The sequence below is a fragment of the Streptomyces sp. NPDC005141 genome (genome assembly GCF_053599975.1).
In genome coordinates this window covers 1-26,656 of the sequence record NZ_JBSFYW010000088.1, presented here as the reverse complement: position 1 = coordinate 26,656, position 26,656 = coordinate 1, and the positions used below count along the sequence as shown (strand labels likewise).

Here is a 26,656-nt window from a genome sequence, read left to right as displayed (position 1 = left end):
GCCCCCACCCAGGGTGGGGGCACCGCCCCTGCCTCGGGACCGGGGTGCCCGCGCCACGGGTACCCCACCGGGGTGACCCACCGGAGATCACCGGGGCGACCCACCAGAGATCGGCCGGGCCCTTGTGACAGAGAGATCAATCCTCCGAGCCGCACCCCTATTCACGTCGCCCGGGCGCATCCCGGTCCGAATGCTGGAATGCTGGGGTCTGTCGTACGAGCGGGAACGAATCCGGCGGAGCCGGGGACGGCCCGGGGTGGGCTCTGGGGGGCCGAGGAATCGTGGAGGACAGGGTGCGGGTGGTCATCGCCGAGGATTCAGTGCTGCTCAGGGAGGGCCTGACCCGGTTGCTGACCGACCGCGGACACGACGTGGTGGCGGGGGTCGGGGACGGCGAGGCGCTGATCAAGACCATCACCGAGTTCGCGGCGCAGGACGCGCTGCCGGACGTCGTGGTCGCGGACGTGAGAATGCCGCCGACGCACACCGACGAGGGCGTGCGGGCGGCCGTGCAACTGCGCAAGGCCCATCCCGGACTCGGTGTGCTCGTGCTGTCGCAGTACGTGGAGGAGCGCTACGCCACCGAGCTGCTGGCCGGTTCGAGTCGTGGCGTCGGTTACCTGCTCAAGGACCGGGTCGCCGAGGTGCGTGAGTTCGTGGACGCGGTGGTGCGGGTGGCCCAGGGGGGTACCGCGCTGGACCCGGAGGTCGTGGCGCAGCTGCTCGGCCGCAGCCGCAAGCAGGACGTGCTGGCCGGGCTGACGCCGAGAGAGCGGGAAGTGCTGGGGCTCATGGCCGAGGGCCGGACGAACTCCGCCGTCGCCCGTCAGCTGGTGGTCAGCGACGGTGCCGTCGAGAAGCACGTCAGCAACATCTTCCAGAAGCTGGGCCTGTCGCAAAGTGACGGGGATCACCGGCGTGTTCTGGCCGTCCTCACCTACCTGAACTCATGACCAGCTGACACTGTGTCAGTTGTTGAACAGAACCAAGGGGTGGGCCGGGAGCGTCATTCGAAGAAAGGACCGGGGGCGGGAAAAATCGTGACAAGTCGGGGCGTCAGGCCGTCTCAAAATGGTGTCCATCATGCGAATGGCCTAAGGAAGGCGACCCTTACCGACGTAGGGTTGAAAAAGGAAGGGCCTGCGGGAAGGCCTCTCCCGGACAGCCGCCTCAAAGGAGGTCCAGTTCAGTGACGAGCAAGGTCAGCAGCCCAACGGAACAGGCCGACGAAGCCGTCGTAGGAGAACAGCGCAAACCGCCGGGGACGAAGGACGTCCGCCGGCTCGACCGGGTCATCATCCGGTTCGCGGGGGACTCCGGTGACGGTATGCAACTCGCCGGCGACCGCTTCACCTCGGAAACGGCCTCCTTCGGCAACGACCTCTCGACCCTGCCGAACTTCCCTGCCGAAATCCGCGCGCCCGCAGGTACCCTGCCGGGCGTTTCGTCTTTTCAACTGCACTTCGCCGACCACGACATCCTGACCCCCGGTGACGCGCCCAACGTGCTCGTGGCCATGAACCCGGCGGCCCTGAAGGCGAACATCGCCGATGTGCCGCGCGGCGCGGAGGTCATCGTCAACACGGACGAGTTCACCAAACGGGCGATGCAGAAGGTCGGCTACGCGGCCAACCCGCTGGAGGACGGCTCGCTGGACGGCTACAACGTCCATCCCGTGCCGCTCACGACGATGACCGTCGAGGCGCTCAAGGAGTTCGAGCTCTCCCGCAAGGAGGCCGAGCGGAGCAAGAACATGTTCGCGCTCGGACTGCTGTCGTGGATGTACCACCGGCCGACCGAGGGCACCGAGAAGTTCCTGCGGACCAAGTTCGCCAAGAAGCCCGAGATCGCGGCCGCCAACCTCGCCGCGTTCAGGGCCGGTTGGAACTTCGGCGAGACGACCGAGGACTTCGCCGTCTCCTACGAGGTCGCGCCGGCCTCGCAGACCTTCCCGACCGGCACCTACCGGAACATCTCCGGGAACCTCGCCCTGTCGTACGGCCTGATCGCCGCCTCCCGGCAGGCCGACCTGCCGCTCTACCTGGGCTCCTACCCCATCACCCCGGCCTCCGACATCCTGCACGAGCTGTCCCGGCACAAGAACTTCGGGGTGCGCACCTTCCAGGCCGAGGACGAGATCGCGGGCATCGGCGCCGCGCTCGGCGCCGCGTTCGGCGGCTCGCTCGCCGTGACGACGACGTCCGGCCCCGGCGTGGCACTGAAGTCGGAGACGATCGGACTCGCGGTCTCCCTCGAACTGCCGCTGCTCGTCATCGACATCCAGCGCGGCGGACCGTCGACCGGTCTGCCGACCAAGACCGAGCAGGCCGACCTGCTGCAGGCGATGTACGGGCGCAACGGCGAGGCCCCGGTGCCGGTGGTCGCGCCCAGGACTCCGGCCGACTGCTTCGACGCGGCGATGGAGGCGGCCCGGATCGCGCTGCTGTACCGCACTCCCGTACTGCTGCTCTCCGACGGCTACCTGGCCAACGGCAGCGAGCCGTGGCGCGTCCCGGAGACCGACGAACTCCCCGACCTGCGCGTGCAGTTCGCCCAGGGGCCCAACCACACGCTGGACGACGGCACCGAGGTCTTCTGGCCCTACAAGCGCGACCCGGGGACCCTCGCGCGTCCCTGGGCCGTCCCCGGAACACCCGGCCTGGAGCACCGCATCGGCGGTATCGAGAAGCAGGACGGCAGCGGCAACATCTCCTACGACCCCGCCAACCACGAGTTCATGGTCCGCACCCGCCAGGCCAAGATCGACGGCATCGACGTCCCCGACCTCGAGGTCGACGACCCCACCGCGGGCACCGACAGAGCGGCCGACACCCTTGTGCTGGGCTGGGGTTCGACCTATGGACCCATCACCGCGGCGGTACGCCGGCTGCGCAGCGCCGGGGAGAGCATCGCGCAGGCCCATCTGCGCCACCTCAACCCCTTCCCGCGGAATCTGGGCACGGTGCTCAAGAGCTACGACAAAGTGGTGATTCCCGAGATGAACCTCGGTCAGCTCGCCACCCTGGTCCGGGCGAAGTATCTGGTGGACGCGCACTCGTACAACCAGGTCAACGGCATGCCGTTCAAGGCTGAGCAGCTCGCCACGGCTCTCAAGGAGGCCATCGATGGCTGACACGTCAACGGAAGGCCCGGGCACGATCGAGGCGCTTTCTCTCGTCCCCAAGGCCGAGGCCAGGCAGTCCATGAAGGACTTCAAGTCCGATCAGGAAGTGCGCTGGTGCCCCGGCTGCGGTGACTACGCGATCCTCGCCGCCGTCCAGGGCTTCATGCCCGAACTCGGCCTGGCGAAGGAGAACATCGTCTTCGTCTCGGGCATCGGCTGCTCGTCCCGCTTCCCGTACTACATGAACACCTACGGGATGCACTCGATCCACGGCCGCGCCCCCGCCATCGCGACCGGACTCGCCTCCTCCCGCCGCGACCTGTCGGTATGGGTCGTCACCGGCGACGGCGACGCCCTGTCCATCGGCGGCAACCACCTCATCCACGCCCTGCGCCGCAATGTGAACCTGAAGATCCTGCTCTTCAACAACCGCATCTACGGCCTCACGAAGGGTCAGTACTCCCCGACGTCCGAGGTCGGCAAGATCACCAAGTCGACGCCGATGGGCTCCCTGGACGCGCCCTTCAACCCGGTGTCGCTGGCGATCGGCGCGGAGGCGTCGTTCGTGGCCCGGACCGTGGACTCGGACCGCAAGCACCTCACCGACGTGCTGCGGCAGGCCGCCGCCCACCCCGGCACGGCGCTGGTGGAGATCTACCAGAACTGCAACATCTTCAACGACGGCGCCTTCGAAGTCCTCAAGGACAGGCAGCAGGCCGAGGAAGCCGTCATCCGCCTGGAACACGGGCAGCCGATCCGCTTCGGCGTCGACGGCGCCCGCGGAGTGGTCCGCGACCCGCGTACCGGCGACCTCAAGGTCGTCACCGTCACCCCCGAGAACGCGTCGCAGATCCTCGTCCACGACGCGCACACCGCGTCCCCGACCACGGCCTTCGCGCTGTCCCGCCTCGCCGACCCCGACACTCTGCACCACACCCCCATCGGGGTGTTCCGCTCGGTCGACCGGCCGGTCTACGACACACAGATGGCCGACCAGCTCGACGCCGCCATCGAGCAGAACGGCAAGGGCGATCTCGCCGCGCTCCTCGCCGGCGGCGACACCTGGACGGTCGTCGGCTGAGTCCGCGGGCGCTGCCCAGCGGGAGCTAGGAGGCCCGGGCCCTGAGTGCCCGGGCCTCGTCGTACACGGTGCGGGCCCGCTCGACGTCGGCCATGCGCTCATTGGTCCACAGCGCCAGCGACCGCACCTGCTCGGCGGCCTCACGGCCCAGGTCGGTCAGGGAGTAGTCGACGCGCGGCGGGATGACCGGCTTGGCGTCGCGGTGGACCAGCCCGTCGCGCTCGAGCGTCTGCAGGGTCTGCGTGAGCATCTTCTCGCTGACCCCTCTCCCTATCCTGCCGATCGCCCGGCGCAGCTCGCTGAAGCGGTACGGACGCTCCAGAAGCTCGATCAGGACGAGGACGCCCCAGCGGCTGGTGACATGTTCCAGGACCAGTCGGTAGGGGCACATCGCCTCGCCGGCGTCGTACCCGTCCGCTGTCTTGTTACTTACGGCCATGCCAGTACCTTACTTCAAGGTGGGTACTTTCCAACAGTTAGTGCAGCTCCTAGGGTGAGTGTCATCCGCACCCCACAAGGAGATGCACGTCATGAGCATTGTCGTCACCGGAGCCACCGGACACCTCGGCCGTCACGTGGTCGAGCAGCTGCTGGAGAAGGTCCCGGCCGAGCAGATCACCGCCGTCGTCCGCGACGAGGCCAAGGCCGCCGACCTCGCGGCCCGCGGCGTACGGCTCGCGGTCGCCGACTACAACACGCCCGAGACCTTCGACGGCCTGTTCTCGGCCGGTGACAAGGTGCTGCTGATCTCGGGCAACGAGTTCGACAAGGGCCGCATGCAGCAGCACCGGGTCGTCATCGACGCCGCCAAGGCGGCCGGGGTCTCCCTGCTCGCCTACACCAGCGCCCCCGGCAGCCTGACGGCCGCGCTGGCCGACGACCACCGCGCCACCGAGGAGGTACTGCTCGCCTCCGGGCTGCCCTACACACTGCTGCGCAACGGCTGGTACCACGAGAACTACACCGAGAACCTCGCCCCGGTACTGGAGCACAACGCCGTCGTCCAGGCCGCCGGCGAGGGCCGGATCGCCTCCGCCTCGCGCGCCGACTACGCGGCCGCCGCCGTCGCGGTGCTGACCGGCGAGGGGCACGAGAACACGACGTACGAGCTGAGCGGCGACGAGGCGTGGGGCTTCGCCGAGTACGCCGCCGAGCTGAGCCGGCAGACCGGCAAGGAGATCGCCTACCACCCCGTCTCCCCCGAGGCCTTCACCGGCATCCTGACCGGTGCCGGACTGCCCGAGGTCTTCGCCGGGATCCTCGCGGGTGTCGACACCTCCATCGAGAAGGGCGAGCTGGCCGCCACCACCGGCGATCTGTCCCGCCTGGCGGGCCGCCCGACCACGCCGATCGCCGAGTCCGTCGCGGCGGCACTGAAGGGCTGACGCCTCCGGGCGCCGGACTCCGGCCCCGCGCACCCCCACCTGTCATGACCGTATGGCGATACGGGCATGACAGGTGGGGGTGCGCGGCGCTACCTTCTTTCAGGCCGCACGGAGTTCCCGATACGCGGGAGCCACCGGAGCGCAGGGACGCGGCAGGCGTCCGAGATCGTGGAAGAAGGAGACGCCGGTGGCCGGGAAGTCGAGGGGCGAGCAGCACATAGGTCTGCTGAATGGCTTCGCCGCCTATGGCATGTGGGGGCTCGTCCCCCTCTTCTGGCCGCTGCTGAAGCCGTCCGGAGCGGTCGAGATCCTCGCCCACCGGATGGTGTGGTCGCTGGTGGTGGTCGGTGCCGCGCTGCTGGTGATGCGGCGCTGGGCCTGGGCGGGCGAGCTGCTGCGGCAGCCGCGCAAGCTGGCTCTGATCACGGTCGCGGCGGCGGTCATCACCGTCAACTGGGGCGTCTACATCTGGGCGGTCAACTCCGAGCACGTGGTCGAGGCCTCGCTCGGCTACTTCATCAACCCCCTGGTCACCATCGCGATGGGCGTGCTGCTCCTCAAGGAGCGGCTGCGGCCGGTGCAGTGGGCCGCGGTGGGCGTCGGCTTCGCGGCCGTCCTCGTCCTGACGATCGGCTACGGCCACCCGCCGTGGATCTCCCTCTGTCTCGCCTTCTCCTTCGCCACGTACGGCCTGGTGAAGAAGAAGGTCAACCTCGGCGGCATCGAGTCGCTCGCCGCCGAGACCGCGATCCAGTTCCTTCCGGCGCTGGCGTACGTGGTGTGGCTGGGGTCGCGGGGCGACGCGACCTTCGGTGCGCAGGCACCCGGGCACGCCGCACTGCTCGCGGCGACCGGCCTGGTGACGGCTGTCCCCCTCGTCTGCTTCGGCGCCGCCGCGATCCGCGTGCCGCTGTCCACCCTGGGCCTGCTCCAGTACATGGCCCCCGTCTTCCAGTTCCTCCTCGGCATCTTCTACTTCCACGAGGCCATGCCGGCCGAGCGCTGGGCCGGATTCGCGCTGGTGTGGCTCGCGCTGTCGCTGCTGACGTTCGACGCGCTGCGCGCCGCGCGGCGGGGTGCGCGAGCCGTTCGGCAGTCGGCCCGCGCGACCGTCTCCGGAACCGCCACCGAGGCCGCGGACACCGCCATCGCCACCTCCACCGACGCAGCCGATGCCGCCGCGTCCGCCGACATCGCGAGCACTCCCGCCGACATCGCGTGCACCTCCACCGAGGTCGCGGGGACCGCCGCCCTCGCCACGGGTACCGCCAGGCCGGCCGGTTCGCACGGCGTCTCGTAGCGGACGGACGGGTCCGGTCCGCCGGGCGTCGACGGCTCCGGAAGGAGCGAGCCGGGGCAGGAGCGGTGGGGCCCGCCCTCGTACGACATGAGGCCGGGCCCGGCGATTCCGTTGCCCGCCCGGTCGTGGAACCACAAGAGTGGCTTCATGACGTCTACTCCCGCGCCCGCAATCGTCCACTGGAAACTCGTCATCGACTCCGCGGATCCGCACGCGCAGGCCGACTTCTGGTCCGCCGCGCTCGGTTACACGGTCGAGGACAACAGTGCCTTCATCGAGCAGCTGCTCGGCCTCGGCGCCCTGCCGGCCGAGGCCACCGTCGACTTCCACGGCCGCCGGGCCTTCCGGGACCTGATCGCCGTACGGCATCCCGACGACCCCTACGACAGGGACCGCGGCACCGGCCTCGGGCGGCGCCTGCTCTTCCAGCGCGTCCCCGAGCCCAAGACCGTCAAGAACCGTCTCCACCTCGACCTGCACCCCGGCGAGGGGCGGCGCGCCGACGAGGTCGAGCGCCTGACGACGCTGGGGGCGAGCGTGCTCCGGGAGGTGAAGGAACCCGCGGGCGCCTGGGTCGTGATGGCGGACCCCGAGGGGAACGAATTCTGCGTCCACTGACGCCGCGGCCGGGGCGGCCCGGTCGCGGAACCGTTCAGCGGCGGGGAAGGGCGGCTCCGGGAGCGGGCCGCGCGGATGCAGACGCCGCTGCGGATGCGGGTGCCGCTGCGCGTGCCCGTGTCGGGGAGGCCGCCGTCGCGGGTGACACCGCCCGTGCGGCGGACGCCGACCGTACGGAGGACGCCGGGCGCGTTCCGGGGCCCGCAGCCGGTGGTGATCCCGGTGCCGGTGCCCCACGGGTCAGCTCCCTGACCACGTCGGCGCGCTCCGCGGTGAGGGCGTGGGCGGCGGCCGGGGTGGAACCCGAGCGCATACGGGCCGCCACAGCGGCCGGCATGTGCGCGCCGACGGCCAGGTCGGCGGCGACTCGGGAGCGCAGGGCGCCGACCACGGCGAGGTGACTCCGGGCCTGCTCCGGGGTGAGCGACTCGACGGAGACGCTCACCGCGGCGCGGACGACGGCCGGGTGCGTGGGGACGGGTGCGGCGCCGTGGGAACGCGCGGAGCGGAGACCGGCCGGGCCCGCTCCGGCCGTCCGGGGAGCGCCGCGGCCGGTCTCACCCGGCCGGCCGGCAGCGCCCCGCGGCTGAAGCGTGCGCCAACTCATCGTGCCGGTCAGCTCGTTGACCGTCAGCTCGACGCGAGGGCGCGGGGCGCTCCCTCCCCCGCCCGCCGCTCCGCCCGTGTTCCTGTTCCGGCTCCTGCTCCGGCTCCTGTCGCTGATCCTGTTCGGCGCGTTCTGATCGTCATTCGCCATGGGCGCGGGGTGTCTGGTCGTACGGGTTGTCTGCCACGACGCGGGCGCGTTCGGCGAGGCGGCCCATACGGGTGCGGGCCGATTCGAGCTGTTCGATGTCGTCGGCGGCGGGACCGCCGTCGACCGTGAGCTCGGTCCACACGCCGATCAGATCGCGCCCGAGGTGCAGGCCCTGGAGGGGGTCGCGGACAGCACGCCACGCGGCGGCCGCGCTCTGGACGTTGCCGTAGGCGGCACGGGTGTCCCGGTGGCGTCGGCGGACCCGCGCGAGGTCGAGCGACAGATGGAACGACCTGAGGGCGTCACCGGCCAAGTAGGCGATGTACGCGGTCAGTTCGCGCAGCTTCAGCACCTCGGGGTGTTCCTGGCCCAGCGACTCCGCCGCCTGCCCGACGGCACGCTCCGCCATCCCCGCGGCGGCCTCGATACGGCCCATCTTCACGGCCTCGTTGATCCGGGCCACGGGCTCCGCGAGGAACGCCGACGCGGCGTCCCGCTCCGGCGCCGCCTCCTCCGGACCCGGCCCGAGCACCGCCTCGGCGACGGCGTCGAAACCGCGCACGGGAGCGGGCTTCGGCTCCGGTTCGGGCTCCGAAGCCATCAGGGACAAGGCGTCCATCGCGGGAGCCGGCTTCGGTCCGGGAGCGGGCTTCGGCTCGGGAGCCGACGTGGGCTCGGGCGCGGACAACCGCTCCGGGGCGGGCATCCGCTCTGGGGCGGCCATCGGCTCGGGGGCGGGGTCGGCCAGCGGGGCCGGTCCGAACTCCCCCGTCGGAGCGGGCGTCGCGGCGGCCGCCGACTCCGGCACCGCCCGCAGCACATGCGTCGGCATGCTCCCGGGCAACGGCTTCGGTTCCGGTACCGCCCGCAACACGAAGGTGGAGGGCGTGGGGGCGCCGGGCACGGCATTCCCGGCCGCGGGCACCGGTTCCGAGCCGGAGGCAGGAGCCACGGCCCCACCCGCCGGAACGGCCCCCGCATCGGCGGCCCTGCCGGACTCTCCCGCCGCACCCGACGCGGACATCGCCACGGGGGCGGTCGGGTGCGCGGGCTCCGGGGTCATCGCGGGCGCGGACTGCGGCGCGGGCGCGAACTCCGGCGTCGCCACCGGCGCGGGTGCCTGCTGCGGCGTCGCCACCGGCGCGGGTGCCTGCTGCGGCGTCGCCACCGGCGCGGGTGCCTGCTGCGGCTGCGGCTGGGGTACGAACTCCGCGGTCACCGCGGGCTCCGGCCTCCGCACAGGCTCCGGTGCCGTCTCCGGCATCCGCGGGGCCGGTTGCGGGTTCGGTTCCGGTACCGCCCGCAGGACGTACGTCGCCTTGTCCCGGCGCGGAGTACCCGGTGTTTCCGGAGCCTCCGCCGACCGCCCGGCGGGCACCGGAGCGGGCGGAAGCGGCGGAGCCGGCGACTCCGGACGCCGCTGGGCCGGCGGCTGGGGCGCCTGCACCGGCGGCTGCGGGACGTCCCCGACCGGATACGGCCGGCGCTCCTGAGCCGGAGCGTGCGGGTGCTGTCCCCCCGCGGGGTGCCGACTCTCGTGAGCCGACGGCTGCTGAACCCCCGGGGCCGACGGCTGCTGGGCCTCCGGGGACGGAGGCTGCGGACGCTCCTGAACCGGGGGCTGTGCGAAGTTCCGGGCCGGAGGCCGGGAGTGGCCCTCGGCCGGAGAGTGGTGGTGCTCCTGGGCCGGAGCATGCCGGTGCTCCTGGGCCGGAGGCTGCGGGCTTCGGTGGGCCCGCTGTTCGTGCGGCTGCACGTGCGGCGCCTGTGGTGCCATGCGTACGGGCTCCCCCGTATAGCGGCTGGAGCCGTCGACGTGCACCTGGAGCGGTACGACGAAGCCGATGCGTTCGTCGTGGACGGTGGCGAGGACCGGGTGGCCGGTGGCGAGGGCGAGGCGGTGGAGGTAGCTCAGGACCGCGCCCTGCACCGTCTCCCCGGGGGCGGCGACGACCGGCATCCCGCCGACCGTGGCACCGCCCGTGGCGCCCGCGGTGGCATGGACCGCGGCTGCCGCCGGGCCGTCCGCCGATGCCGGTACATGGACCTCGATCGGCGTCATCGCGGTGACCGGCTGCCCCCCGGCACCGGGCGCCGAGCGCTGCCGCTTGAGTTCCCGCTTCTGTTCGCGGCTGAGTCGAGACATCGGTTCCCTCACGAAGGGGTGGTCGCGGACGAGGATGAGGTCGAGGACACGGGCGAGGGCGAGGCCGACGAGGATGTCGACGGTGACGGCGGGGTCCCCGCCTCCACCGTCTCCACGTCGGAGATGCGCCACGGCCGGCCTTCGCCGGCCCGGGTGAGCTTGAGGTAGACGCTCGCGCGCGGGCCCGTGCCCGTCCAGCCGTCGCGGCCGTGGGCCGTGCCCTCCACGAAGAGGGCGCGATAGGCCAGGACGGCCGTGTCGGCGGGGCCGTCCGCGTCATCGTCCGCGCTCACGTCCACCGTGGTCCACGCCCGGTGGCCGGCCCAGGTGTTCCACTCGTTGCCCGCCCCGCTCGCGGGGTGGTACGACCGCTCGGCCGCGGCCTTGGGCCCGGTGAACCAGCGGGCCGCACGCAGCACGGCGTCGTGCGGACCGTAGTCGTACTTCGTGTCATGGCCGTACGCCACCTCCGCCCACGCCTCCGATACTTCCGTCGCGTCCGTCCCGTCGACACCCGACGGGCTCGGCACATGTGCGTCCGCGCCCAGCGGCCTGCCCGACGGGAGTGGCGCCTTCGGTGCCACGGAGGGCATCGCGGAAGGCGACGATCCCGGCGCGCCCACCGCATCACGATGGTCCCGCAGGCCACAGCCCGTCAACGCCAGCACCCCGGTCACGGACACGACCGCCAGCGCGGCGACCGTCCTCCGGCCCATTCCCGCACGGACTCCCGTACGTGTTCCCGTACAGGCGCTCGTACGCTCCCCCGTGTCTGTCGCCCCGCGCGACTCCGTACCCGTTCCCGTACCTGTCGTCCTCATCCTCGCCTCCCTCCTCACTTCAGGCCCAGCCAGGGTGCCGGATCCACGTACTTGCCGTTCTGCTCGACCTCGAAGTGCGCGTGCGGTCCGGTGGAGAGGCCGGTGGATCCCACCTCGCCGACCCTCTGGCCGACCCGCACCTGCTGGCCGACACTCACACTGGGGCGGCTTCTCATGTGGTTGTAGGTCGTCGAGATCTCGTCCCCGCCGATGGTTCCGTGCGAGATGACCACGCGGTTGCCGTAACCGTTGGACCAGCCGGCGAAGACGACCTTGCCGTCCCGGGCCGCCGTGAACGGCGTACCCTGCGCGGCGGCGAAGTCGATGCCGGTGTGCAGCTTTCTGACGTGCAGGATCGGATGCATGCGCATGCCGTACGGGGAAGTGACGCGCGGAGTGCCGGGAAGCGGCATCGCCATCTGCTGCCCGTCGGGAATCCTGCCCGGCGGATCATCCACCGACTCGTACTTGGAGATCAGGGACTTGATGCGGGCGACGTAGTCCCGCGTCTCGGTGTACGGGGGTATGCCGCCGTACTGGTGCACCGCGCCGGGTCCCGCGTTGTACGCCGCGAGGGCGAGGTCGAGGGTCTCACCGCTCGCCTCGCCGCGGTTCTTGTAGCCCTCGACCTGCTTGGCGAGGGCGCAGTCGTAGCGGCCCTGGGCCATGATCGCGTCGCCGGGGTCGTACGGAGACGCCCGGCCGTTGCCGTCGTCGTCCTTTCCCCAGGTCTGCCAGGTGCCGGGCATGAACTGCGACAGCCCCTCGGCGCCCACCGGGGACCGGGCGTTGGGATTCCAGCCCGACTCGGCCTCGATCTGCGCCGCGATGACCGCCGGCTTGATGACATCGCACAGGGCACCCGCCTTGAGCACCCAGGGCACGTACTGCTGGGGTACGGCGCCGTCCTTCAACCCGCCGCCCGCGCCCGACCCCGTGTCCGCCTCGCTCGGCGCTCCACTCACCGCGACCATCATGACCACTGGCATGATCACCACGGCGAGACAGCCGCCGACCACCCAGGTCATGGTGGATCCACCCCCGTTGGACATCGGCTCCCCTCAGCCTCAAGATCCGGTCGTGTACATGCAATCGAGTCTCTCGGCTCCCACCCGATTCCCGCGTCACCGCGGCGTCACAGACTCGTCCCAGGAACTCACGCCCCGTTACCCAACCCGTTCGGGCGCCGGGAGGATCGGTGCACGGACGAGGGGCAGAGCGCCCACGCAGGGGATCGAGGGGGTGGCGATGCGAGCGAACGAGGGGGCGGTCATGCGCGGGAACGAAGGAGTGCCGATGCACGGGAGCGAGGGCGCGGGGCCGCGCGGGAACGTGCCGCGGGGGCCGGGCGGGCCCGAGATATGGATTCGCGGGCCGGTCGGTGAACCGGAACTGCCACGACAGCAGCACGAGGAGGAACGGCAACTCGTCGTGAGTGCCCGGCAGTTCTCCTGGGTCGCCACACACGGCGGAGCCGGCGCCTCCACGCTCGCCACCGTCTTCGGCGGTCATGACGCGGGACGCAACTGGCCCCGCCCGGACCAGGGCGAGCCGGGCTCGGTCCTGCTCGTCGGGCGTACGCACGCGGCGGGTCTGGACGCCGTCTCGCACACCCTCGACATCTTCCGTCGCGGCGACGCGCCGCCGGGACTCGATCTCGACGCCATCGTCCTGGTGGCGGACGCGCCCGGGCGGCTGCCGCGCCAACTCACCCAGCGCGTCAAGGTGATCAATTCGGTCATAGACGTCTACCGGGTGCCGTGGATACCCCCGTGGCGCACCGGCGACGTCACCGGACCGCTGCCACGCGAGATCGCACCGCTGGCCCGACTGACCGGAAGGACCGCACCATGACCGACCTGTACACGATCGCCGTCGGAGCACTGGCCGAAGCCCCGCCGGGCGGCGTCACCACCGAGCTCGACAAGGTCCTCGGCATCATCGCGTGGCTCGTCACCGCCGCCGGTGTGGCGGGCCTGATGATCGTGGGCTCCCGGATGGCGCTCGCCGTCAAGTCCGGTGATGTGGAGGAGCACTTGAGCCAGTTCCTGACGGTCCTTGGCGCCTGTGTCATCGGCGCCACGGCGGGGCCGATCGTCGGCTTCGTGCTCTGAGACACGCGCCGCACCGCGCGGCTCCGCGCCTACCGGCTCCGCGCCGACGGCTCCGCCGGGCATCCCGCGCCGGACATCCGGCGCCCACCGAAGATCCTTTGAGGCACCCTCGCGCCTGAGGGTGCCTCAGCTGATTTCCGGGGCCTTCCACCTCGTATTTCATGACGGTCTCTTCCCGTCTGTCACGGACACGTCACCGACAGGTGCTGGATCACTACATCGCTTGGCCCGGACCCACAGGAGTCGCCAAGCTCACTGTGCAACCGGGAACGCGGGCGTCCCACGGTCCTCCGTCGCCCTCGAGTGCCGCTCACAGCAAGCACGTACCGCTCACACCGAGCAGGTGCCGCCCCGCACCGGGCGCGTACCGCTCACCGCAGGCAAGTGCCGTGCACACCAAGCAGGTTCCGCTCAGCCCGGCAGGTTCCGCACACGTCCAGCACGTGTGCGCCGACAGCCGGCCACATCGGGGAGAAGTCATGTTCAAGGCGATAGCAGCCCAAGCCCACCAGTACATCTACCTGGCGGACGGAAAGGTCCCCGACCCCAACCGCAACGCGCCGGGCGCGCTGACCGGGAAGGTCGACACCGTCCTCGGCATCCTCGCCTGGGCCGGCACCGCGGCGGGCGTCGCGGGGGTGCTCATCACCGGCGCCATGATGGCGATCTCGATGCGCCGCGGCGAGGGCTCGGAGCACATGGGCCGCCTCGGCATGGTGCTCGGCGGCTGTGTCCTGGTGGCCACCGCGGGACCCGTCGTGACCTTCGTCTTCGCCTGACCCACGCCCCGTCAGAACCTGATGCGAAGGGAGCGCAACCATGCTGAACTCCGGCCGGCCCCAAGGGGGCAGCGGGGAGTGGGAGCAGCCGTTCTGGCAGCAGCGAGGCTGGATCCTGTCGGCCGGGTTCCTGCTGGTGCTGCTCGTGCTCGCCGTCTTCACGATGATGAGCGGGGGCGAGAAGGCGGCGGACGCGTCGGACGGTCCCGGTCGGAAGCCGAACTCCTCCGCGGACACCGGCCGGGGCGGCAGCGGCGGGTCGGACACCCGCCCCGCCGGCTGCCGCACCGATGACGGCGACCAGGCCAAGCCCACGCGCGCGCCCAAGGACTTCACCTGGAAGGCCGACGGGACGGGTCTGGTCCCGGTGTCCAGATCGGTGGGCCCGCGCACGTTCGACGGACCGGTCTGGTCCTGCTACGCCCGCACTCCGATGGGCTCCGTGATGGCCGCCCACGCCATCACCGACCACCTGAGCTACCCGGGCTGGCGCAAGGTCGTCGACCGGCAGGTCGTCCCCGGCGCGGGCCGCGACGCGCTCGTCGAGAGCCGTGCCGCGGCGGGCGACAAGCCGACCTCGGGCGCGCCCGACGGGGGTGGTTACGCCGGCTTCACGGTTCTGTCGTACGACAAGGAGAAGTCGACGGTGATGTTCGTGGTGCGTGTCCCCGGCAAGGACGCCTACGGCACCGCGTCGGTGACCCTGCGGTGGCTGGACGGCGACTGGAAGCTCGCGCCCGACGCCGACGGCACCGTCTATTCGGGGATGTCGCAGATCAGCGGCACCAAGGGCTTCGTCACCTGGGAGGCGTGAGATGGCTTGTTCCTGGCGGGTGTACGACTGCGTGATCGACGAGGTCGGTACGCAGTTCACCGACGGTGCCGTGGTCGCCTTCGCCAAGGCGATCGGCGACGCGACCTCGGACGTGCTCAAGGCGCTCAACGGCGTCTGGATGCACGTCGACGTGAATGACCCCTCCGGACCCATCGGCCTGATCGACCAGCAGGTCGACTGGATCGTCGCCTATGTGGCCGTGGCCTCGCTGCTGATCGCGGCGATCCGCATGGCGCTGGAGCGCAAGGGCCAGCCGATGAAACAGGCGTTCATGGGGATGTGGAAGGTCATCCTCGTCGGCGCGGTCGCCGTGCCGGTGGTCCAGGCGCTCACCAGGGCCTCCGACCTGTACGCACAGCATGTGTACGCGAAGTCCGACCTCGGCGACACGGCGTCGACGATGCTCGGAGTGCTGACCCTCCACCAGCCGGGCCTCATCCTCATCTTCGGCCTGCTGGTGATGCTGTCGAGCTTCGTGCAGATCTGTCTGATGTACATCCGCATCGGCGTCATGATCATGCTCGTGGGCACGCTGCCGCTGGCCGCCGCCTCCTCGATGACCGGGTGGGGCGAGGGCTGGTGGAGGAAGCACGTCGGCTGGCTCGCGGCCTGGCTGCTCTACAAACCGGCGGCCGCGCTCATCATCTACTCGGCCACGTCGATGACGAAGGACACCAAGAACCTCGACCAGACCATCGCCGGTCTGGGCATGCTGATCATGGCGGTGTTCGCCCTGCCGGCCCTGCTCAAGCTGATCGTTCCGGCGACCGCGGCCCTGGGCGGCACCTCGGGCGGCACGGTCGCCCTCAACGCGACGAACAACATCGCCACCGGCGCCGTCAGCATCGCCGCGGGCGGTGCCGGTGGGGGCGGCGGCGGAGGCGGCGCGGGTCCCCAGGGCTCGCCGTCCGCCGGTGCCGGAGCTCCGGCCGGCGGTGGCGCGGGCAGCGCCGCGGGCGGCGCCGGAGCCGCGGCGGCCGGGGGCGGTGCCGCGGCCGCGGGCGCGGCCACGGGCGGCGCGACCCTCGCCGTGCAGGCCGCGGCGGTCGCCGTGCAGACCGGTGTCGCGGCGGCGAGCGAAGTGGCCAACTCCCTCGGCGACAACGACGGGATGAAGGGCCACAACCAATAGGCCACGAGGCCACGGGAGTTCGGGGCAGCGCCTCCTCGGCCTCACCGCGGCACGTCCGCGGACCGGCCACGGCATCTCGGCGGAGCGATCACCGAAGCTCCGCGCGGGCGCCGCCCCGGACTCCGACCCCTGTACGTATCCAGCGCTTCGAGCCGGAAGAAGGAACCCCATGTCCACCGACGCCATGACGCGTCCCACGTACGGGAACTGGCGCAGGCCCCGCCGTCCCGGACTCGGTCCGCTGGGTCTGCTCGGCACCGTCGTCGCCTTCGGCGGACTGCTGGTGGCGCTGCTGGCGTCGCTGGTCTCGCTGGCCGCCGCGATCGTCGTCCTGGTGCCGGTCGGGCTCTTCCTCGCCCCGCTGGCGCTGCGCACGGTCGACGGCCGCAACGTCTACCAGGTCCTCGCGATCCGCCTCGGCTGGATGCGGCGGAAGGCCAACGGCTCGCACACCTACCTCTCCGGGCCGCTGTCCAAGCGCCCCGGCGGCCACTACCAGCCGCCGGGACTGCTCGCGCGCACCCGGATGCACGAGGGCCGCGACGCCTACAACCGCTCCTTCGGCGTGCTGCACCACCCGGGCCGCGGCCTGTACACGGTGGTGCTGGCCTGTGAACCGGACGGCGGTTCGCTGGTCGACCCCGCTCAGGTCGACATCTGGGTGGCCTCCTGGGGCGACTGGCTCGCGCGGCTCTCGCACGAGCCGGGCCTGCGCGGTGCCCAGGTGGTCGTGGAGACCGCCCCCGACACCGGGACGCGGCTCGCGGCCGAGGTGCTCCCGCGCATCACGCCGGACGCGCCGGCCGCCGCGCGCGCCGTGATGGAGGAGGTCGTCCAGCGCTACCCGTCGGCGTCCTCCGAGATGCACACGTACATCGCCCTCACCTACGGCCCGACGGGCGGGCCCAAGCGCGGCACGGACGACATCGTCACCGACCTGTCGATGCGGCTGCCCGGACTGTTGTCCGGGCTGGTCGCGGCGGGCGGCGGCAGCGCCTACCCGCTGGCGGCCGACCGGCTCGCCGAGATCGTCCGGGTGGCGTACGACCCCGCCATCGCGCCCGATGTGCTCAGCGCCCGCGCCGAGCACGCCACGACCGGGCTGGAGTGGAGCGACGCGGGCCCGGCCGCGGCCGTCGAGACCGTCACCTCGTACAAGCACGACTCGGGTGTCTCGCGCACCTGGATGCTGACGCTCGCACCGCGCGGCACGGTCCGCTCCAGTGTCCTGCGTGGGCTGCTGGAACCGGCTCCGGGAACCCGGCGCAAGCGGGTCTCCCTGATCTACCGGCCCATCGACCCGGCCACCTCCGCACGCATCGTCGAGTCCGACCGGCGCACCGCGCACTTCATGGCGGGCTCGCGGCGCGGTCTCGTGCAGGCGCGGGCCAGTTCGGAGATGCAGGCCGCCGAGCAGACCGCCGCCGAGGAGGCGGCGGGTGCGGGACTCGTGGAGTTCTCGCTGATGGTGACGGTCACCGTGGACGACGAGGAGCAGTTGCAGGACGCGGGCATCACCGTGCGCAACCTCCAGGCCTCGTCCCGGATCCTGATGCGCCCCGCGGACCGTATGCAGGCCTCCGCCTTCACCTGCACGCTGCCGGTCGGCCTGCTGCCGTGGGAGCACACCCTCGTTCCGTACCAGATCAGGGAGGCGCTGTGAGCAAGCAGTCGATGCCGCGGATCCCGGCCACCGCACCTCCGCGCGGTTGGTACGGCCCCGCGGGCGGCCAGGTCGGGCACGTCGACCCGCCCGCGCTGTGGCGCGCGACCACCGTGCAGGCGTGCGGGCTGTGGCCGTTCGCGGCCGGTTCCGGCGCGCCGATGACCGGCGTGCCCCTCGGGCAGCACCTGCACACCGGGGCGACGGTGTGCGGTGACCCCATCTCCTGGTTCACCCGGGCCCGTTACATCTCCAACCCGTCGCTCTTCATGCTGGGCATGCCGGGCCTCGGCAAGTCGACCCTGGTCAACCGCATGCTGATCGGGATGTCCGCGACGGGCGTCACGCCCCTGGTCCTCGGCGACCTGAAGCCCGACTACGCCGACACCGTACGGGCGCTGGGCGGCCAGGTGATCTCCATCGGACGCGGGGTCGGCGGCATCAACGTCCTCGATCCGGGCGCGATGGGCGAGGCCGCGGTCCGGATCGGGGGCGAGCGCGGCCGGATCCTCGCGGCGGAGGCGCACGGCCGGGTGCTGAACATGGTCGCGGCGCTGATCACCATCGTGCGCGGGCGTCCGATGGACGACCACGAACAGTCGGTGCTGTCCGCCTGTCTGCACCATCTCGCCGAACGGACGAAGCCGGGGCGGGCGCCGATCCTGCCGGATCTGCTGAAGGTCCTGGACGAGGGTCCCGACCGGGTCCGCGCGGTGACGCTGGACCGCGGGAACGAGGCCCGCTACCAGGAGGCCGTGGACCCGCTGCACCGCTCGCTGCTGGGCGTGCTCGACGGACCGCTCGGCGACACCTTCGCCACCGAGACGTCGACCCGGATCAACCCCGCCTCCCCGGCGGTCTGCGTGGACATCTCCCGGATCGGCGAGGCGGACACCCAGCTGACGGCCGCCGCGATGCTCGCGGCCTGGTCGGACGGGCTCGGCACGGTGGCCGCCGCGCACGCGCTCGCGGATGCCGGACTCGCCCCGCAGCGCTGGTTCTTCACCGTCCTCGACGAACTGTGGCGCCCGCTCCGGGCCGCCTCCGGCATCGTGGAGCGGATCGACGCGCTGACCCGGCTGAACCGTTCGCTCGGCCTGGGCGACGCGAAGATCACCCACACCCTGAAGGACGCCGAGGCCCTCGGCAGCGAGTCCGACCGCGCCAAGGCTCGCGGCTTCGTGGAGCGGGCGGGGATGGTCGTCTGCGCGGGGCTCCCGCGTTCGGAGATGCGGGAACTCGGCGAGATCGTCGGCATGTCCGAGCGCGAGATCGAACTCGTCTCGTCCTGGTCGTCCCCGCCCGGCTGGGCCAGCACCGGCGGCAACGAGGAGCCGCCCGGACGCGGACGCTTCCTGATCAAGGTGGGCGGCCGCCCCGGCATTCCGATCAAGGTCTCCATCACCGACACCGAGCGGGCCCTGCACAACACGAACACCCGCTGGTCGGAGGCGGGCAAGCCGTCACTGTCCGAGCGGGAGGGCGGGCTGCGGTGAGAGCCACCGCCTCTCCCCTGTCGGGGAGCTGGGGCCCGGCCACCGAATGCGCCGACCCGCCCCCCGTTCGAGGACGGGCGCGAGCCGCTCACCGCCCCGAGACGCCAACCATCGGAGATTCCAGCCCGTCCGGCGCTTGAGGACGTGCGCGGAGCGCGGCAGGGGGTCCGGGGGCACAGCCCCGGTACGGGACGAGTAGGGGCGGCGGGGGCGACAACCATCAACGGGGGACCAGAGATGAGCAGCACGAAAAGGACGACATCGGGCGGCGGGGAGGACTTCCTCCCCTGGATCGTGCCGGGGGCCGCCTTCCTCATAGGCATCGCGTTCTTCGGGGCGTGGCTGGGCGGAACGCTGGGCGCGGCGGTGAGCGGCGCCGGCTGGCACCCGCCACCGTTCGCCCTGTCCACCATGTCGGCGCTGGTCGAGGACGGCCCCGCCGCGGTGTGGCCGACGGCATCGCCGACCGCGCTCGCCGCGGGCATGGCGACGGTCCTCGGCACCGTCGTGGCGGCCGTCGTCGTACTGATCACGCTCGTACGGCGCCGGCTCACCGCACCCACCGGCCTCGCCGGCCGCAAGGAACTGGCCGGTCTCCTGCCCAAGGGGGCCACCCGGCGGGCCCGCCAACTCCGTCCGGTGCTCGGCAAATTGCCGAAGGTCACCCCGGACGACACCGGGAACCTCATCGGCAACCTGGAGCCCCGCGGCCCCGAACTCCGCTCCAGCTACGAGGACGTCGAGCTCGACCTGATGGCGCCCCGCGCGGGCAAGTCCACCGGCATCGCGGTACCGCGCGTCCTGCGGGCCCGCGGCAGTGTGCTGCTGACGTCGAACAAGGCGGACGTGTACAGCGTGACGCGGGCGGAGCGTGAACGCGTGGGCCGGGTCTGGACGTTCGATCCCCAGGGCATCGCCCACACCCCGCGAGCCCTGTGGTGGGACATGCTCGCGGACGCCGCCACGATCGAGGGCGCCCGCCGGCTGGCCGGGCACTTCGTGGGCGCGGTCAACGACGACGCGTCCCGCCGCGACTTCTGGACCTCGGCCGCCCAGAACACCCTCACCGCCCTGTTCCACGCGGCCCATCGGGGCGGGCGGCAGATCGGCGAGGTGCTCGGCTGGCTGGCCGACCCGGCCGACCGTACCCCCGTCGACCTGCTGCGCGACGCCGGGATGACAGCCCTCGCGGACCAGTTGCAGGGCACCGTGCAGGGCGCGGTGGAGACCCGGGACGGCATCTACGAGACAGCCCGCCAGTGCGTGGCCTGTCTGCTCGACCCGTCGATCGCGGCATGGGTGACACCGGATCCGGCGCTGCCGCAGTTCTTCCCGGACCGCCATGTCCTGTCCACCGACACGCTCTATCTGCTCTCCAAGGACGGCGGCGGCTCGGCGGCCGGTGTCGTCGCGGCGGCCGCGGACTCCGTGCTGCGCGCGGGAGTCGTCGCCGCCGAGCGGATGGGAGGACGTCTCGAACCGCCGATGACGGCGGTCCTCGACGAAGCGGCGAACGTCTGCCGGATCTCCGATCTCCCCGATCTGTACTCGCACTTCGGCTCACGGGGCATCAACATCGTGACTCTGCTGCAGAGTTACCGGCAGGGCTCACGGGTGTGGGGCGAGGCCGGCATGGACGCGCTCTGGTCCGCCGCCACCATCAAACTGCTCGGCGCCGGCCTGGACGACGCCGACTTCGTGGAGAAGATCTCCCGGCTGGTCGGCGACCACGACGTGTCGACGGTCAGCTGGTCCAAGGGCAGGGACGGGCGGTCCCGGTCGACCTCGTACCGCCTGGAGCGCATCCTGCCCGCCGACCGCATCCGCGCGCTGCCCAAGGGCACCGCCCTGCTCCTGGCGACCGGTATCAGGCCGGCCCTGGTCCGGCTCCGCCCCTGGTACGCCGAACCGGGCGCCGACCGCATCGCGACGGCGGCCCAGGCCGAGGTGAAGGCCATCACCGCCCGCGCGGCCGAAAGGATCACCAGCCGATGACATCCGCCGCCGAAGGGAAGTCTCCGCGATGACGACCGCCGCAGCCGAGCAGGAGCCCACCACCGCTCCGCCGTTCATCCTCTATCTCGAGGGCCCGGAATACGCCGAGGAGATGGGTCAACTCGCCGTCTGGGTGACCGACCTGCTCCTACCCGTCTACGGCCGCGAGGTCACCTCGCAGCAGCCCTGGTGTCCCCGCTGGTGGGAGCACCCGGAGGCGGTCGCCCGGCTGCACGGGCTGTGGCTGGCCTGGCAGGAACACACCGACCCGGCCGCGGGCGCGTCCGGACCCGCCGTCTGGCACCGCGACCACCTCGGCGCCGTACTGAGCGAACTCCGGTCGCCCAGCGGCCCGTTCGCCGGATGCAAGCAGGGCAGCCACCGCCCGAAGACGCCGCCCGCGGTCGAGTCGTACGAGGACGCGGTCGCCGCGTCCCGCCTGCCCGACACGGATCCGGATCCTTACGAGACCAGTCTCTGGTGAAGGAGGAACACTCCACCCATGAACGACACCCCCGCACCCCGTGCCTCCGCCGACGGTCCGGCTCCCTCCCTGCGCGCCTACCTCGGTCTCTACGCCGCCGGATTCGTCGAACGCGAGCAGATGATCGCGACCGTCGTGGCCTGGCCCTTCGAGGCGGAAGAGGGCCTGGACGAGGGGCACCCCGAGCCGACCCATCAGGACAACACGCTGTCGGTGCTCGCCACGGCACGGCTGCTCGGACAGGTGACCCGCGAGGACGTGGCGGAGATCCAGCGCCGGATCGACGGCCGGCCGGACGGACCGGCCGGCGGGGCCGAGCGGTGCCCATGACCACCGGCGACGGGCCGGAAGCGGGGCTCAGACCTGAATACCGCTCGCTGTACCGGGAGTTGCAGACCCGGATGTCGCCCGGCGGTGACCTCGCGCCGGGCGACGCCGACACGTTCGGCCAGTTCCGGCACGGCGCGCTCTGGACTCCGGACCGCGAGCGGATGCACGCCGCGATCCTGGAGGACTTCACAGCGCGCTGCGCGGGCATGCCGCGCGACGGGCATGCCGCGCTGCTCACCGCCGGAGCACCCGGCGCCGGCAAGGGCGGCGCGCTGCGCGGGCTCGCCGAGTGGCAGGGGCGGGGCGACGAACTGGGGCGCGCCCTGAACCGGGTGCACGGCATCGACGTACGCGACTATGTGGTGCTGGACCCGGACGAATTCAAGGTGGCGCTCTTCGAGCACGGCGGATCACCTCGACTGCCCGCTCATTCCCTTGAGTTGTCCGACGGGCGGCGGCTCTCGCCGTCCGAGACGGCCTCGCTCACACACCGCGAGTCGGCCTTCCTGCAGGGGGCCTTCGAGCAGTGGGCGCGGGCCGAGGGCTACAACCTCCTCTACGACGCGACCCTGCGCGACCAGCGCTGGAACGAGAAGCTCCTCGGCGATCTGCGCGCCGACGGCTACGACAGACGCGTCCTGCTCTCGGTCGAGGTGCCCGTCGAGCAGTGCCTCGCCCAGAACGCCGGCCGCTGGCAGCACGGCCGCACCGAGTTCGACACGGGACGGGACCCGTACGGCGGCCGCATGGCCCCCGAGGTCATGATCAAGGACCTGTACGCGCGGAGCACCTCGGGGCGCGGCTTCTCCGTCGGCCGCGAGAACGCGGAGAAGCTGGTCGAGGGAGGGCTGGCCACCGGGCTGATCACCTCGGACCGGGGCGCGTTCACCGCCGGACGGGGAACCGGGGCTGCCACGGTGTCCGGGCTCGGCGCCACGCCCGCTCACCGGCAGGGCGACGCCACGATCCGGGTCGCCGCCGCGGGACGCCTGCGCTCCGGCGGCGGCACCCCGGCGGCGGGACGGACACCGACCGCACCCGGCGCCGCGCCCCCGGCCGCTCCGGCCGCGGCGAGCGCCGCGCCCCGACCCCCGCGGGCGCCGTGAAGCGCCTACGCGCCCGGCGGCGGGCCGACGTGGTCGACGGCGTCCAGGATGCGGCGCTTGCGGGCGATGTTCTCCAGGAGTCCGGCGCGCTCGAATCGGCGCGGGTTCTTGTGGTACACCTCGCGGCCGCGCTCCGAGGTGAACAGCTCCTCGGGGATGCGATCGGCGCCCTCCGGAAGGAACTTGAGGACCTCCTCGACCGCCGCGAGCGCGAACGCGGAACCCGCGCGCTGCTCGCGCCGCTCGGCGGGCGGCGTGTGCAGCAGCCGCAGCCCCGTGTCCGTGGCGACCTGGTCGCCGACCCACAGGAACTCCCCGGGGTCGATGATCCGCGAGGGCTCGGCACCGCCGAACGCCGGTGGTGCGGGCGGGAGTTCGTCGGTGAGCCGGAAGGCGAAGGAGCGGGCGCGGCCGCACTGCGGACAGACCCCTTCGTACACCGCGATCAGCACACCGTCACGCTCGTCGAGACGGTGCTCGCGCTCGAAGTCCTCCGCCCCGCACGCACACGCGTGCAGGTCCATGTAGAGGTGTGCTTCCTGCGTCGAACGGGCGATCAGCATGCCAAGATCTTACGTGCCACGAGGCCGGCCAAGGGGGAAAGTGCCAGTGCACCAGGAACCGCTCGACCGCAGGGACGCCGGCCGCTCCGCCCCGGCGGACGCCCGGCGGGACACCCCGGCCGCGGCCCCGGCGCCGCGGCCGGAACCGACCGTCATCGCCGCGACAGACATCGCGGGCAGCCGCTTCGTCTCGGGCACCGGCACAGCCCCTGATCCCGGGCGGCAGGCCGCCGTCGTCGCGCAGGCGGAGAGCACCCTGCCCCTGGTCGTGCAGAGCCTGTACGACCAGCGGCTGCCCTCGGTCGAGCTGCGGTCCGGCGCCGCGGGCGACCGCTTCTTCGCGCTCACCGACGACCGGGGCAGGGACCTCACCCTGCGTCTGGACGCAGTACCGCTCCCCTCCGGCACGGTCGCGCGGACGCACGTCAACACCACCTCGGACCAGCACGTCGTCCAGCTCTCCGACCGGATGGACCCGCGGCAGGTCGGCCGGGCGCTGAGCCACGAGGTCGGCGAACTGCTCGCGGTGCGTGACCGGGCGGCCCGCGCGGCCGCCGGTGACCCCGCGGTGGCGGGCGTCGCACCGAGCCACGACGACCTGCTGGCCCGGGGCGGGCTCGGCACCGCGGAACGGCGCCTGAGCCTCACCGAGGAGGACCTCGGCCGGGTCGGCGAGCTGAACTACCTGGCCGCCCGCATGAACGACGCCACCCTCGACGCCTCCCGACGCGCTGAAGCGCGCGGCGAGTTGTCGGCGCTCATCGACCACACCGGGCTGCGGCCACGGGCTCCGGCCGGCTCCGAGCGGTATGCGCAGGAGCTCCAGGCCGCGGACATCCGCCGCGACATCGTCGACCAGCACCTGACCCCGATGGCCACCGACGCGCTGCGCGAACTGGCCGTCCCCGTCGAGCGGTTGGGCGCCGCCGATATGGCCGGGCTCCGGGAGTTCCGGTCGCGGGCCGAGCACGCCCGGCCCCTCGGGACGTCCGTCGGCGCCCCTCCGCTGCCGGGGTTCCGGCCCGACGGCTCCCCCGTCCCGCGCGAGGAACTCGCCGCGGCGGCGGCCCAGGCCGCCGACCGGCGCACCCGGGTCGCCGCCGGCACGCTGGAGCAGCTGCGCGCGGAGGCCGCCACGACGGGCGAGTGGCCCACCCGCGAAGTCGTCATCGGCGGTGGCGCCAGCCTCGTCGGGCGCGATCCGGACGCCCTGCTCGTCGACGCGCGGGGCCGCTGGCACCTGGACCCCGGTCAGGGCATCGTCCAGTCCCCCGACCAGGTACGGGACATGCGGACGACCGGGTTCGGCGACGCCCACCAGTTCGCCGACCCGACCGCGCGGGTGCCGCGCGACGCGGTGCGCCTGTGGGAGGACGAGCTCGCCGTACGCGGACCGGTCGTCGACGGGACCGCGCGGCTGGTCCCGGCGCAGGACGGCCATCTGTACGCGCACATCCGCCCGGGTGACGGCTCCTCGGACGTCTATGTCCAGGTCCAGGGAACCCCGACCGTCGCCACCGGGCTGCCGCCGGAGATGGTGCCGGGCGTCGACCGCCGGGACGTGGTGAATCTGCCGGAGGCGCTCGACGCCGTACGCGGGCAGCTGCCCGCCGACTCCCCGGTGCACGCCCGGCTGACCGGGGCGGCCGGGGCGCAGCAGACCCTCCAGATCCTGCGGGAGGAAGGCGTGCTGGACGGGCTGCGCTCGGGCGGCGGTGCTCGGGCCGCGCTCCAGACGCTCGACGCCACGGCTCAGTGGGAGCGGGCGAGGGCCGCCGCGCCCGGGCGGGTCTTCATCGGTGACGAGATCGCCGAGAACCGTTTCGACGTGAGCGGTGAGGGTGCCCCGAAAACCTGGCTGGTCGCGGGCGCCGGCGGCACGGGGGTGGCCAACGCCGAGATCATCCTGGAGGCCGACCCCGAGGCGCGGGTCACCATCTACGGGCCGAACCTGCCTCCGGCGCTGGAGAACCAGGTCCAGTTCACCGCGATGCGCGAGCGGTTCGTCAGCGAGTTCGGCGGTGACGGCCGCCTCACCATCGACATCCACCCCGACAACCGGGTCGGCGCCGTGCAGATGCACACCGGGCCCGACGGGAAGCCGCGGTTCCGGGAGGGGCACGTGGAGGCGGAGGCGTATGTGGCGAGCCTCGGGCGGACCGCGCCGATGCCGGAGGCTCTCCAGGATCTGGCCGAGCGGACCCGGGCGGGGGGCGGGCAGGTGCGGGGGGACCTGATGTTCGACCGGGACCGGCAGTTCCTCGGATACGGCGTCACCTTCGAGTCGGGGGGCGGGCAGCGCCGCGTCGAGGTGACCGGTGCGGCGTCGCAGTTGCTGCCCCGGGATGTCTTCCCCCGTGACACCCAGGCCGCCCTGAACGCCATGGCCGCCCGCCAAGTGCCTTCTCAGAGCGGCAACGCGGCCCCGGGCTTCGCCCCCACGGCGCAGCAGGCCGCGCGGCTGGCCTCGGCACGGGAGCACGGGACGGTGGAGCGGCACTCCTCGGTTCCGGAGAGCTGGCGCAGACCGGCTGTCGCGGGCGCGACGGCCGTGACACCCGGGGGGCCGGGCGTCGGACCGGCCCCGAGCGGCCCCGGCAATCCTGTCGCGAGCGCGGCCCGCCGTCAGTCCGGCCGGGGTTCGGCCACCCCTGGGGGGCCCGTTCCCGGTTCGGCACCTGGGCCCGTCGCACCGGGGCAGCCGCCGCGGGTGCCGCGTCCCCCGGGGCCGGGGGGTGCCCCGGGGCGCTGATCTCGCGGGCTGGTGCGCTCTCGCCGGCGTTTCGGGTGCCGGGTTCGGTGGGTGGGTCGGGGCCGTGCCGGTACATCCCAGTCCGTCGCCGCTGGATCAGACGTGGGCTACCTGTGCGAACTGCTGCTCGATCCGAACGTAAGCGACGGACATTGGGATGTACCGGCACGGCCCC

General features: G+C 72.4%; 24 protein-coding genes. 18 read left to right on the top strand and 6 right to left on the bottom strand.

Annotated features, from left to right (window positions below; translation table 11 throughout):
- Nucleotides 1-293: 293 nt before the first annotated feature.
- From ACWD68_RS38420 to ACWD68_RS38410, 3 genes are all read left to right on the top strand, one after another.
- The gene (locus ACWD68_RS38420; RefSeq protein WP_369480904.1) at nucleotides 294-953 is read left to right on the top strand and encodes a LuxR C-terminal-related transcriptional regulator; all 660 of its coding nucleotides are present in this window, start codon (nucleotides 294-296) and stop codon (nucleotides 951-953) included.
- A gap of 236 nt (nucleotides 954-1,189) precedes the next feature.
- Nucleotides 1,190-3,133: a 2-oxoacid:acceptor oxidoreductase subunit alpha gene (locus ACWD68_RS38415; RefSeq protein ID WP_451811103.1), complete on the top strand. Its 1,944-nt coding sequence runs from the start codon at nucleotides 1,190-1,192 to the stop codon at nucleotides 3,131-3,133.
- Nucleotides 3,126-4,205: a 2-oxoacid:ferredoxin oxidoreductase subunit beta gene (locus ACWD68_RS38410; RefSeq protein ID WP_451811102.1), complete on the top strand. Its 1,080-nt coding sequence runs from the start codon at nucleotides 3,126-3,128 to the stop codon at nucleotides 4,203-4,205. Before ACWD68_RS38415 ends, ACWD68_RS38410 begins: the two co-directional genes overlap by 8 nt.
- 25 nt (nucleotides 4,206-4,230) lie before the next feature.
- Here ACWD68_RS38410 and ACWD68_RS38405 read toward each other — a convergent pair whose 3' ends face one another.
- Nucleotides 4,231-4,644 carry a winged helix-turn-helix transcriptional regulator gene (locus ACWD68_RS38405; RefSeq protein WP_451811101.1) on the bottom strand — a complete coding sequence of 138 codons (414 nt, stop codon included), beginning with the start codon at nucleotides 4,642-4,644 and terminating at the stop codon, nucleotides 4,231-4,233.
- Nucleotides 4,645-4,735: 91 nt separating this feature from the next.
- Here ACWD68_RS38405 and ACWD68_RS38400 point away from each other — a divergent pair, with 91 nt between their 5' ends.
- The 3 genes from ACWD68_RS38400 to ACWD68_RS38390 all read left to right on the top strand — a co-directional run bounded on the left by ACWD68_RS38400 (nucleotide 4,736) and on the right by ACWD68_RS38390 (nucleotide 7,508).
- On the top strand, nucleotides 4,736-5,590 hold the full coding sequence (locus ACWD68_RS38400) for an SDR family oxidoreductase (RefSeq protein ID WP_451811100.1): 855 nt from the start codon (nucleotides 4,736-4,738) through the stop codon (nucleotides 5,588-5,590).
- Between the two features lie 187 nt (nucleotides 5,591-5,777).
- On the top strand, nucleotides 5,778-6,890 hold the full coding sequence (rarD, locus tag ACWD68_RS38395; protein ID WP_451811099.1) for an EamA family transporter RarD: 1,113 nt from the start codon (nucleotides 5,778-5,780) through the stop codon (nucleotides 6,888-6,890).
- Between the two features lie 147 nt (nucleotides 6,891-7,037).
- Nucleotides 7,038-7,508 (top strand): VOC family protein, encoded by a 471-nt coding sequence (locus tag ACWD68_RS38390; protein ID WP_451811098.1) that lies wholly within the window; start codon nucleotides 7,038-7,040, stop codon nucleotides 7,506-7,508.
- Between the two features lie 34 nt (nucleotides 7,509-7,542).
- On the opposite strand, the gene ACWD68_RS38385 is transcribed toward ACWD68_RS38390, so the two are convergent.
- From ACWD68_RS38385 to ACWD68_RS38370, 4 genes are all read right to left on the bottom strand, one after another.
- Nucleotides 7,543-8,265 carry a hypothetical protein gene (locus ACWD68_RS38385; protein WP_451811097.1) on the bottom strand — a complete coding sequence of 241 codons (723 nt, stop codon included), beginning with the start codon at nucleotides 8,263-8,265 and terminating at the stop codon, nucleotides 7,543-7,545.
- Complete coding sequence (locus ACWD68_RS38380) at nucleotides 8,255-10,042, bottom strand: hypothetical protein (RefSeq protein WP_451811106.1); 1,788 nt, start codon at nucleotides 10,040-10,042, stop codon at nucleotides 8,255-8,257. Before ACWD68_RS38380 ends, ACWD68_RS38385 begins: the two co-directional genes overlap by 11 nt.
- 377 nt (nucleotides 10,043-10,419) lie before the next feature.
- Nucleotides 10,420-11,004, bottom strand: a complete 585-nt coding sequence (locus tag ACWD68_RS38375; protein WP_451811096.1) for a hypothetical protein — start codon at nucleotides 11,002-11,004, stop codon at nucleotides 10,420-10,422.
- Nucleotides 11,005-11,246: 242 nt separating this feature from the next.
- Nucleotides 11,247-12,260 (bottom strand): peptidoglycan DD-metalloendopeptidase family protein, encoded by a 1,014-nt coding sequence (locus ACWD68_RS38370; protein ID WP_451811095.1) that lies wholly within the window; start codon nucleotides 12,258-12,260, stop codon nucleotides 11,247-11,249.
- A gap of 268 nt (nucleotides 12,261-12,528) precedes the next feature.
- Here ACWD68_RS38370 and ACWD68_RS38365 point away from each other — a divergent pair, with 268 nt between their 5' ends.
- From ACWD68_RS38365 to ACWD68_RS38315, 11 genes are all read left to right on the top strand, one after another.
- On the top strand, nucleotides 12,529-13,086 hold the full coding sequence (locus tag ACWD68_RS38365; protein ID WP_451811105.1) for a DUF6668 family protein: 558 nt from the start codon (nucleotides 12,529-12,531) through the stop codon (nucleotides 13,084-13,086).
- Nucleotides 13,083-13,346, top strand: coding sequence for a hypothetical protein (locus ACWD68_RS38360; protein WP_451811094.1), 264 nt, complete (start codon nucleotides 13,083-13,085; stop codon nucleotides 13,344-13,346). Before ACWD68_RS38365 ends, ACWD68_RS38360 begins: the two co-directional genes overlap by 4 nt.
- A gap of 479 nt (nucleotides 13,347-13,825) precedes the next feature.
- The gene (locus tag ACWD68_RS38355; RefSeq protein WP_451811093.1) at nucleotides 13,826-14,125 is read left to right on the top strand and encodes a hypothetical protein; all 300 of its coding nucleotides are present in this window, start codon (nucleotides 13,826-13,828) and stop codon (nucleotides 14,123-14,125) included.
- A 40-nt stretch (nucleotides 14,126-14,165) separates the two neighbouring features.
- The gene (locus tag ACWD68_RS38350) at nucleotides 14,166-14,939 is read left to right on the top strand and encodes a hypothetical protein (RefSeq protein WP_451811092.1); all 774 of its coding nucleotides are present in this window, start codon (nucleotides 14,166-14,168) and stop codon (nucleotides 14,937-14,939) included.
- Nucleotide 14,940: 1 nt separating this feature from the next.
- Nucleotides 14,941-16,092: a hypothetical protein gene (locus tag ACWD68_RS38345; protein WP_451811091.1), complete on the top strand. Its 1,152-nt coding sequence runs from the start codon at nucleotides 14,941-14,943 to the stop codon at nucleotides 16,090-16,092.
- Nucleotides 16,093-16,261: 169 nt separating this feature from the next.
- A complete protein-coding gene (locus ACWD68_RS38340) occupies nucleotides 16,262-17,755 on the top strand; it encodes an SCO6880 family protein (RefSeq protein ID WP_451811090.1) in 1,494 nt (497 codons plus the stop codon).
- Nucleotides 17,756-17,766: 11 nt separating this feature from the next.
- A complete protein-coding gene (locus ACWD68_RS38335; protein ID WP_451811104.1) occupies nucleotides 17,767-19,251 on the top strand; it encodes an ATP/GTP-binding protein in 1,485 nt (494 codons plus the stop codon).
- 237 nt (nucleotides 19,252-19,488) lie between these two features.
- Entirely contained in the window at nucleotides 19,489-21,246 is a 1,758-nt protein-coding gene (locus ACWD68_RS38330; RefSeq protein ID WP_451811089.1) for a TraM recognition domain-containing protein, read from the top strand.
- 28 nt (nucleotides 21,247-21,274) lie between these two features.
- Nucleotides 21,275-21,730, top strand: a complete 456-nt coding sequence (locus tag ACWD68_RS38325) for a DUF4913 domain-containing protein (protein WP_451811088.1) — start codon at nucleotides 21,275-21,277, stop codon at nucleotides 21,728-21,730.
- Between the two features lie 18 nt (nucleotides 21,731-21,748).
- Nucleotides 21,749-22,060, top strand: coding sequence for a hypothetical protein (locus ACWD68_RS38320; RefSeq protein ID WP_451811087.1), 312 nt, complete (start codon nucleotides 21,749-21,751; stop codon nucleotides 22,058-22,060).
- Nucleotides 22,057-23,166: a zeta toxin family protein gene (locus ACWD68_RS38315; RefSeq protein WP_451811086.1), complete on the top strand. Its 1,110-nt coding sequence runs from the start codon at nucleotides 22,057-22,059 to the stop codon at nucleotides 23,164-23,166. The genes ACWD68_RS38320 and ACWD68_RS38315 overlap by 4 nt, the downstream gene beginning before the upstream one ends.
- 5 nt (nucleotides 23,167-23,171) lie before the next feature.
- On the opposite strand, the gene ACWD68_RS38310 is transcribed toward ACWD68_RS38315, so the two are convergent.
- A complete protein-coding gene (locus ACWD68_RS38310) occupies nucleotides 23,172-23,729 on the bottom strand; it encodes a hypothetical protein (protein WP_451811085.1) in 558 nt (185 codons plus the stop codon).
- 40 nt (nucleotides 23,730-23,769) lie between these two features.
- Here ACWD68_RS38310 and ACWD68_RS38305 point away from each other — a divergent pair, with 40 nt between their 5' ends.
- Nucleotides 23,770-26,481: a hypothetical protein gene (locus ACWD68_RS38305; RefSeq protein WP_451811084.1), complete on the top strand. Its 2,712-nt coding sequence runs from the start codon at nucleotides 23,770-23,772 to the stop codon at nucleotides 26,479-26,481.
- The last annotated feature ends 175 nt before the right edge of the window (nucleotides 26,482-26,656 follow it).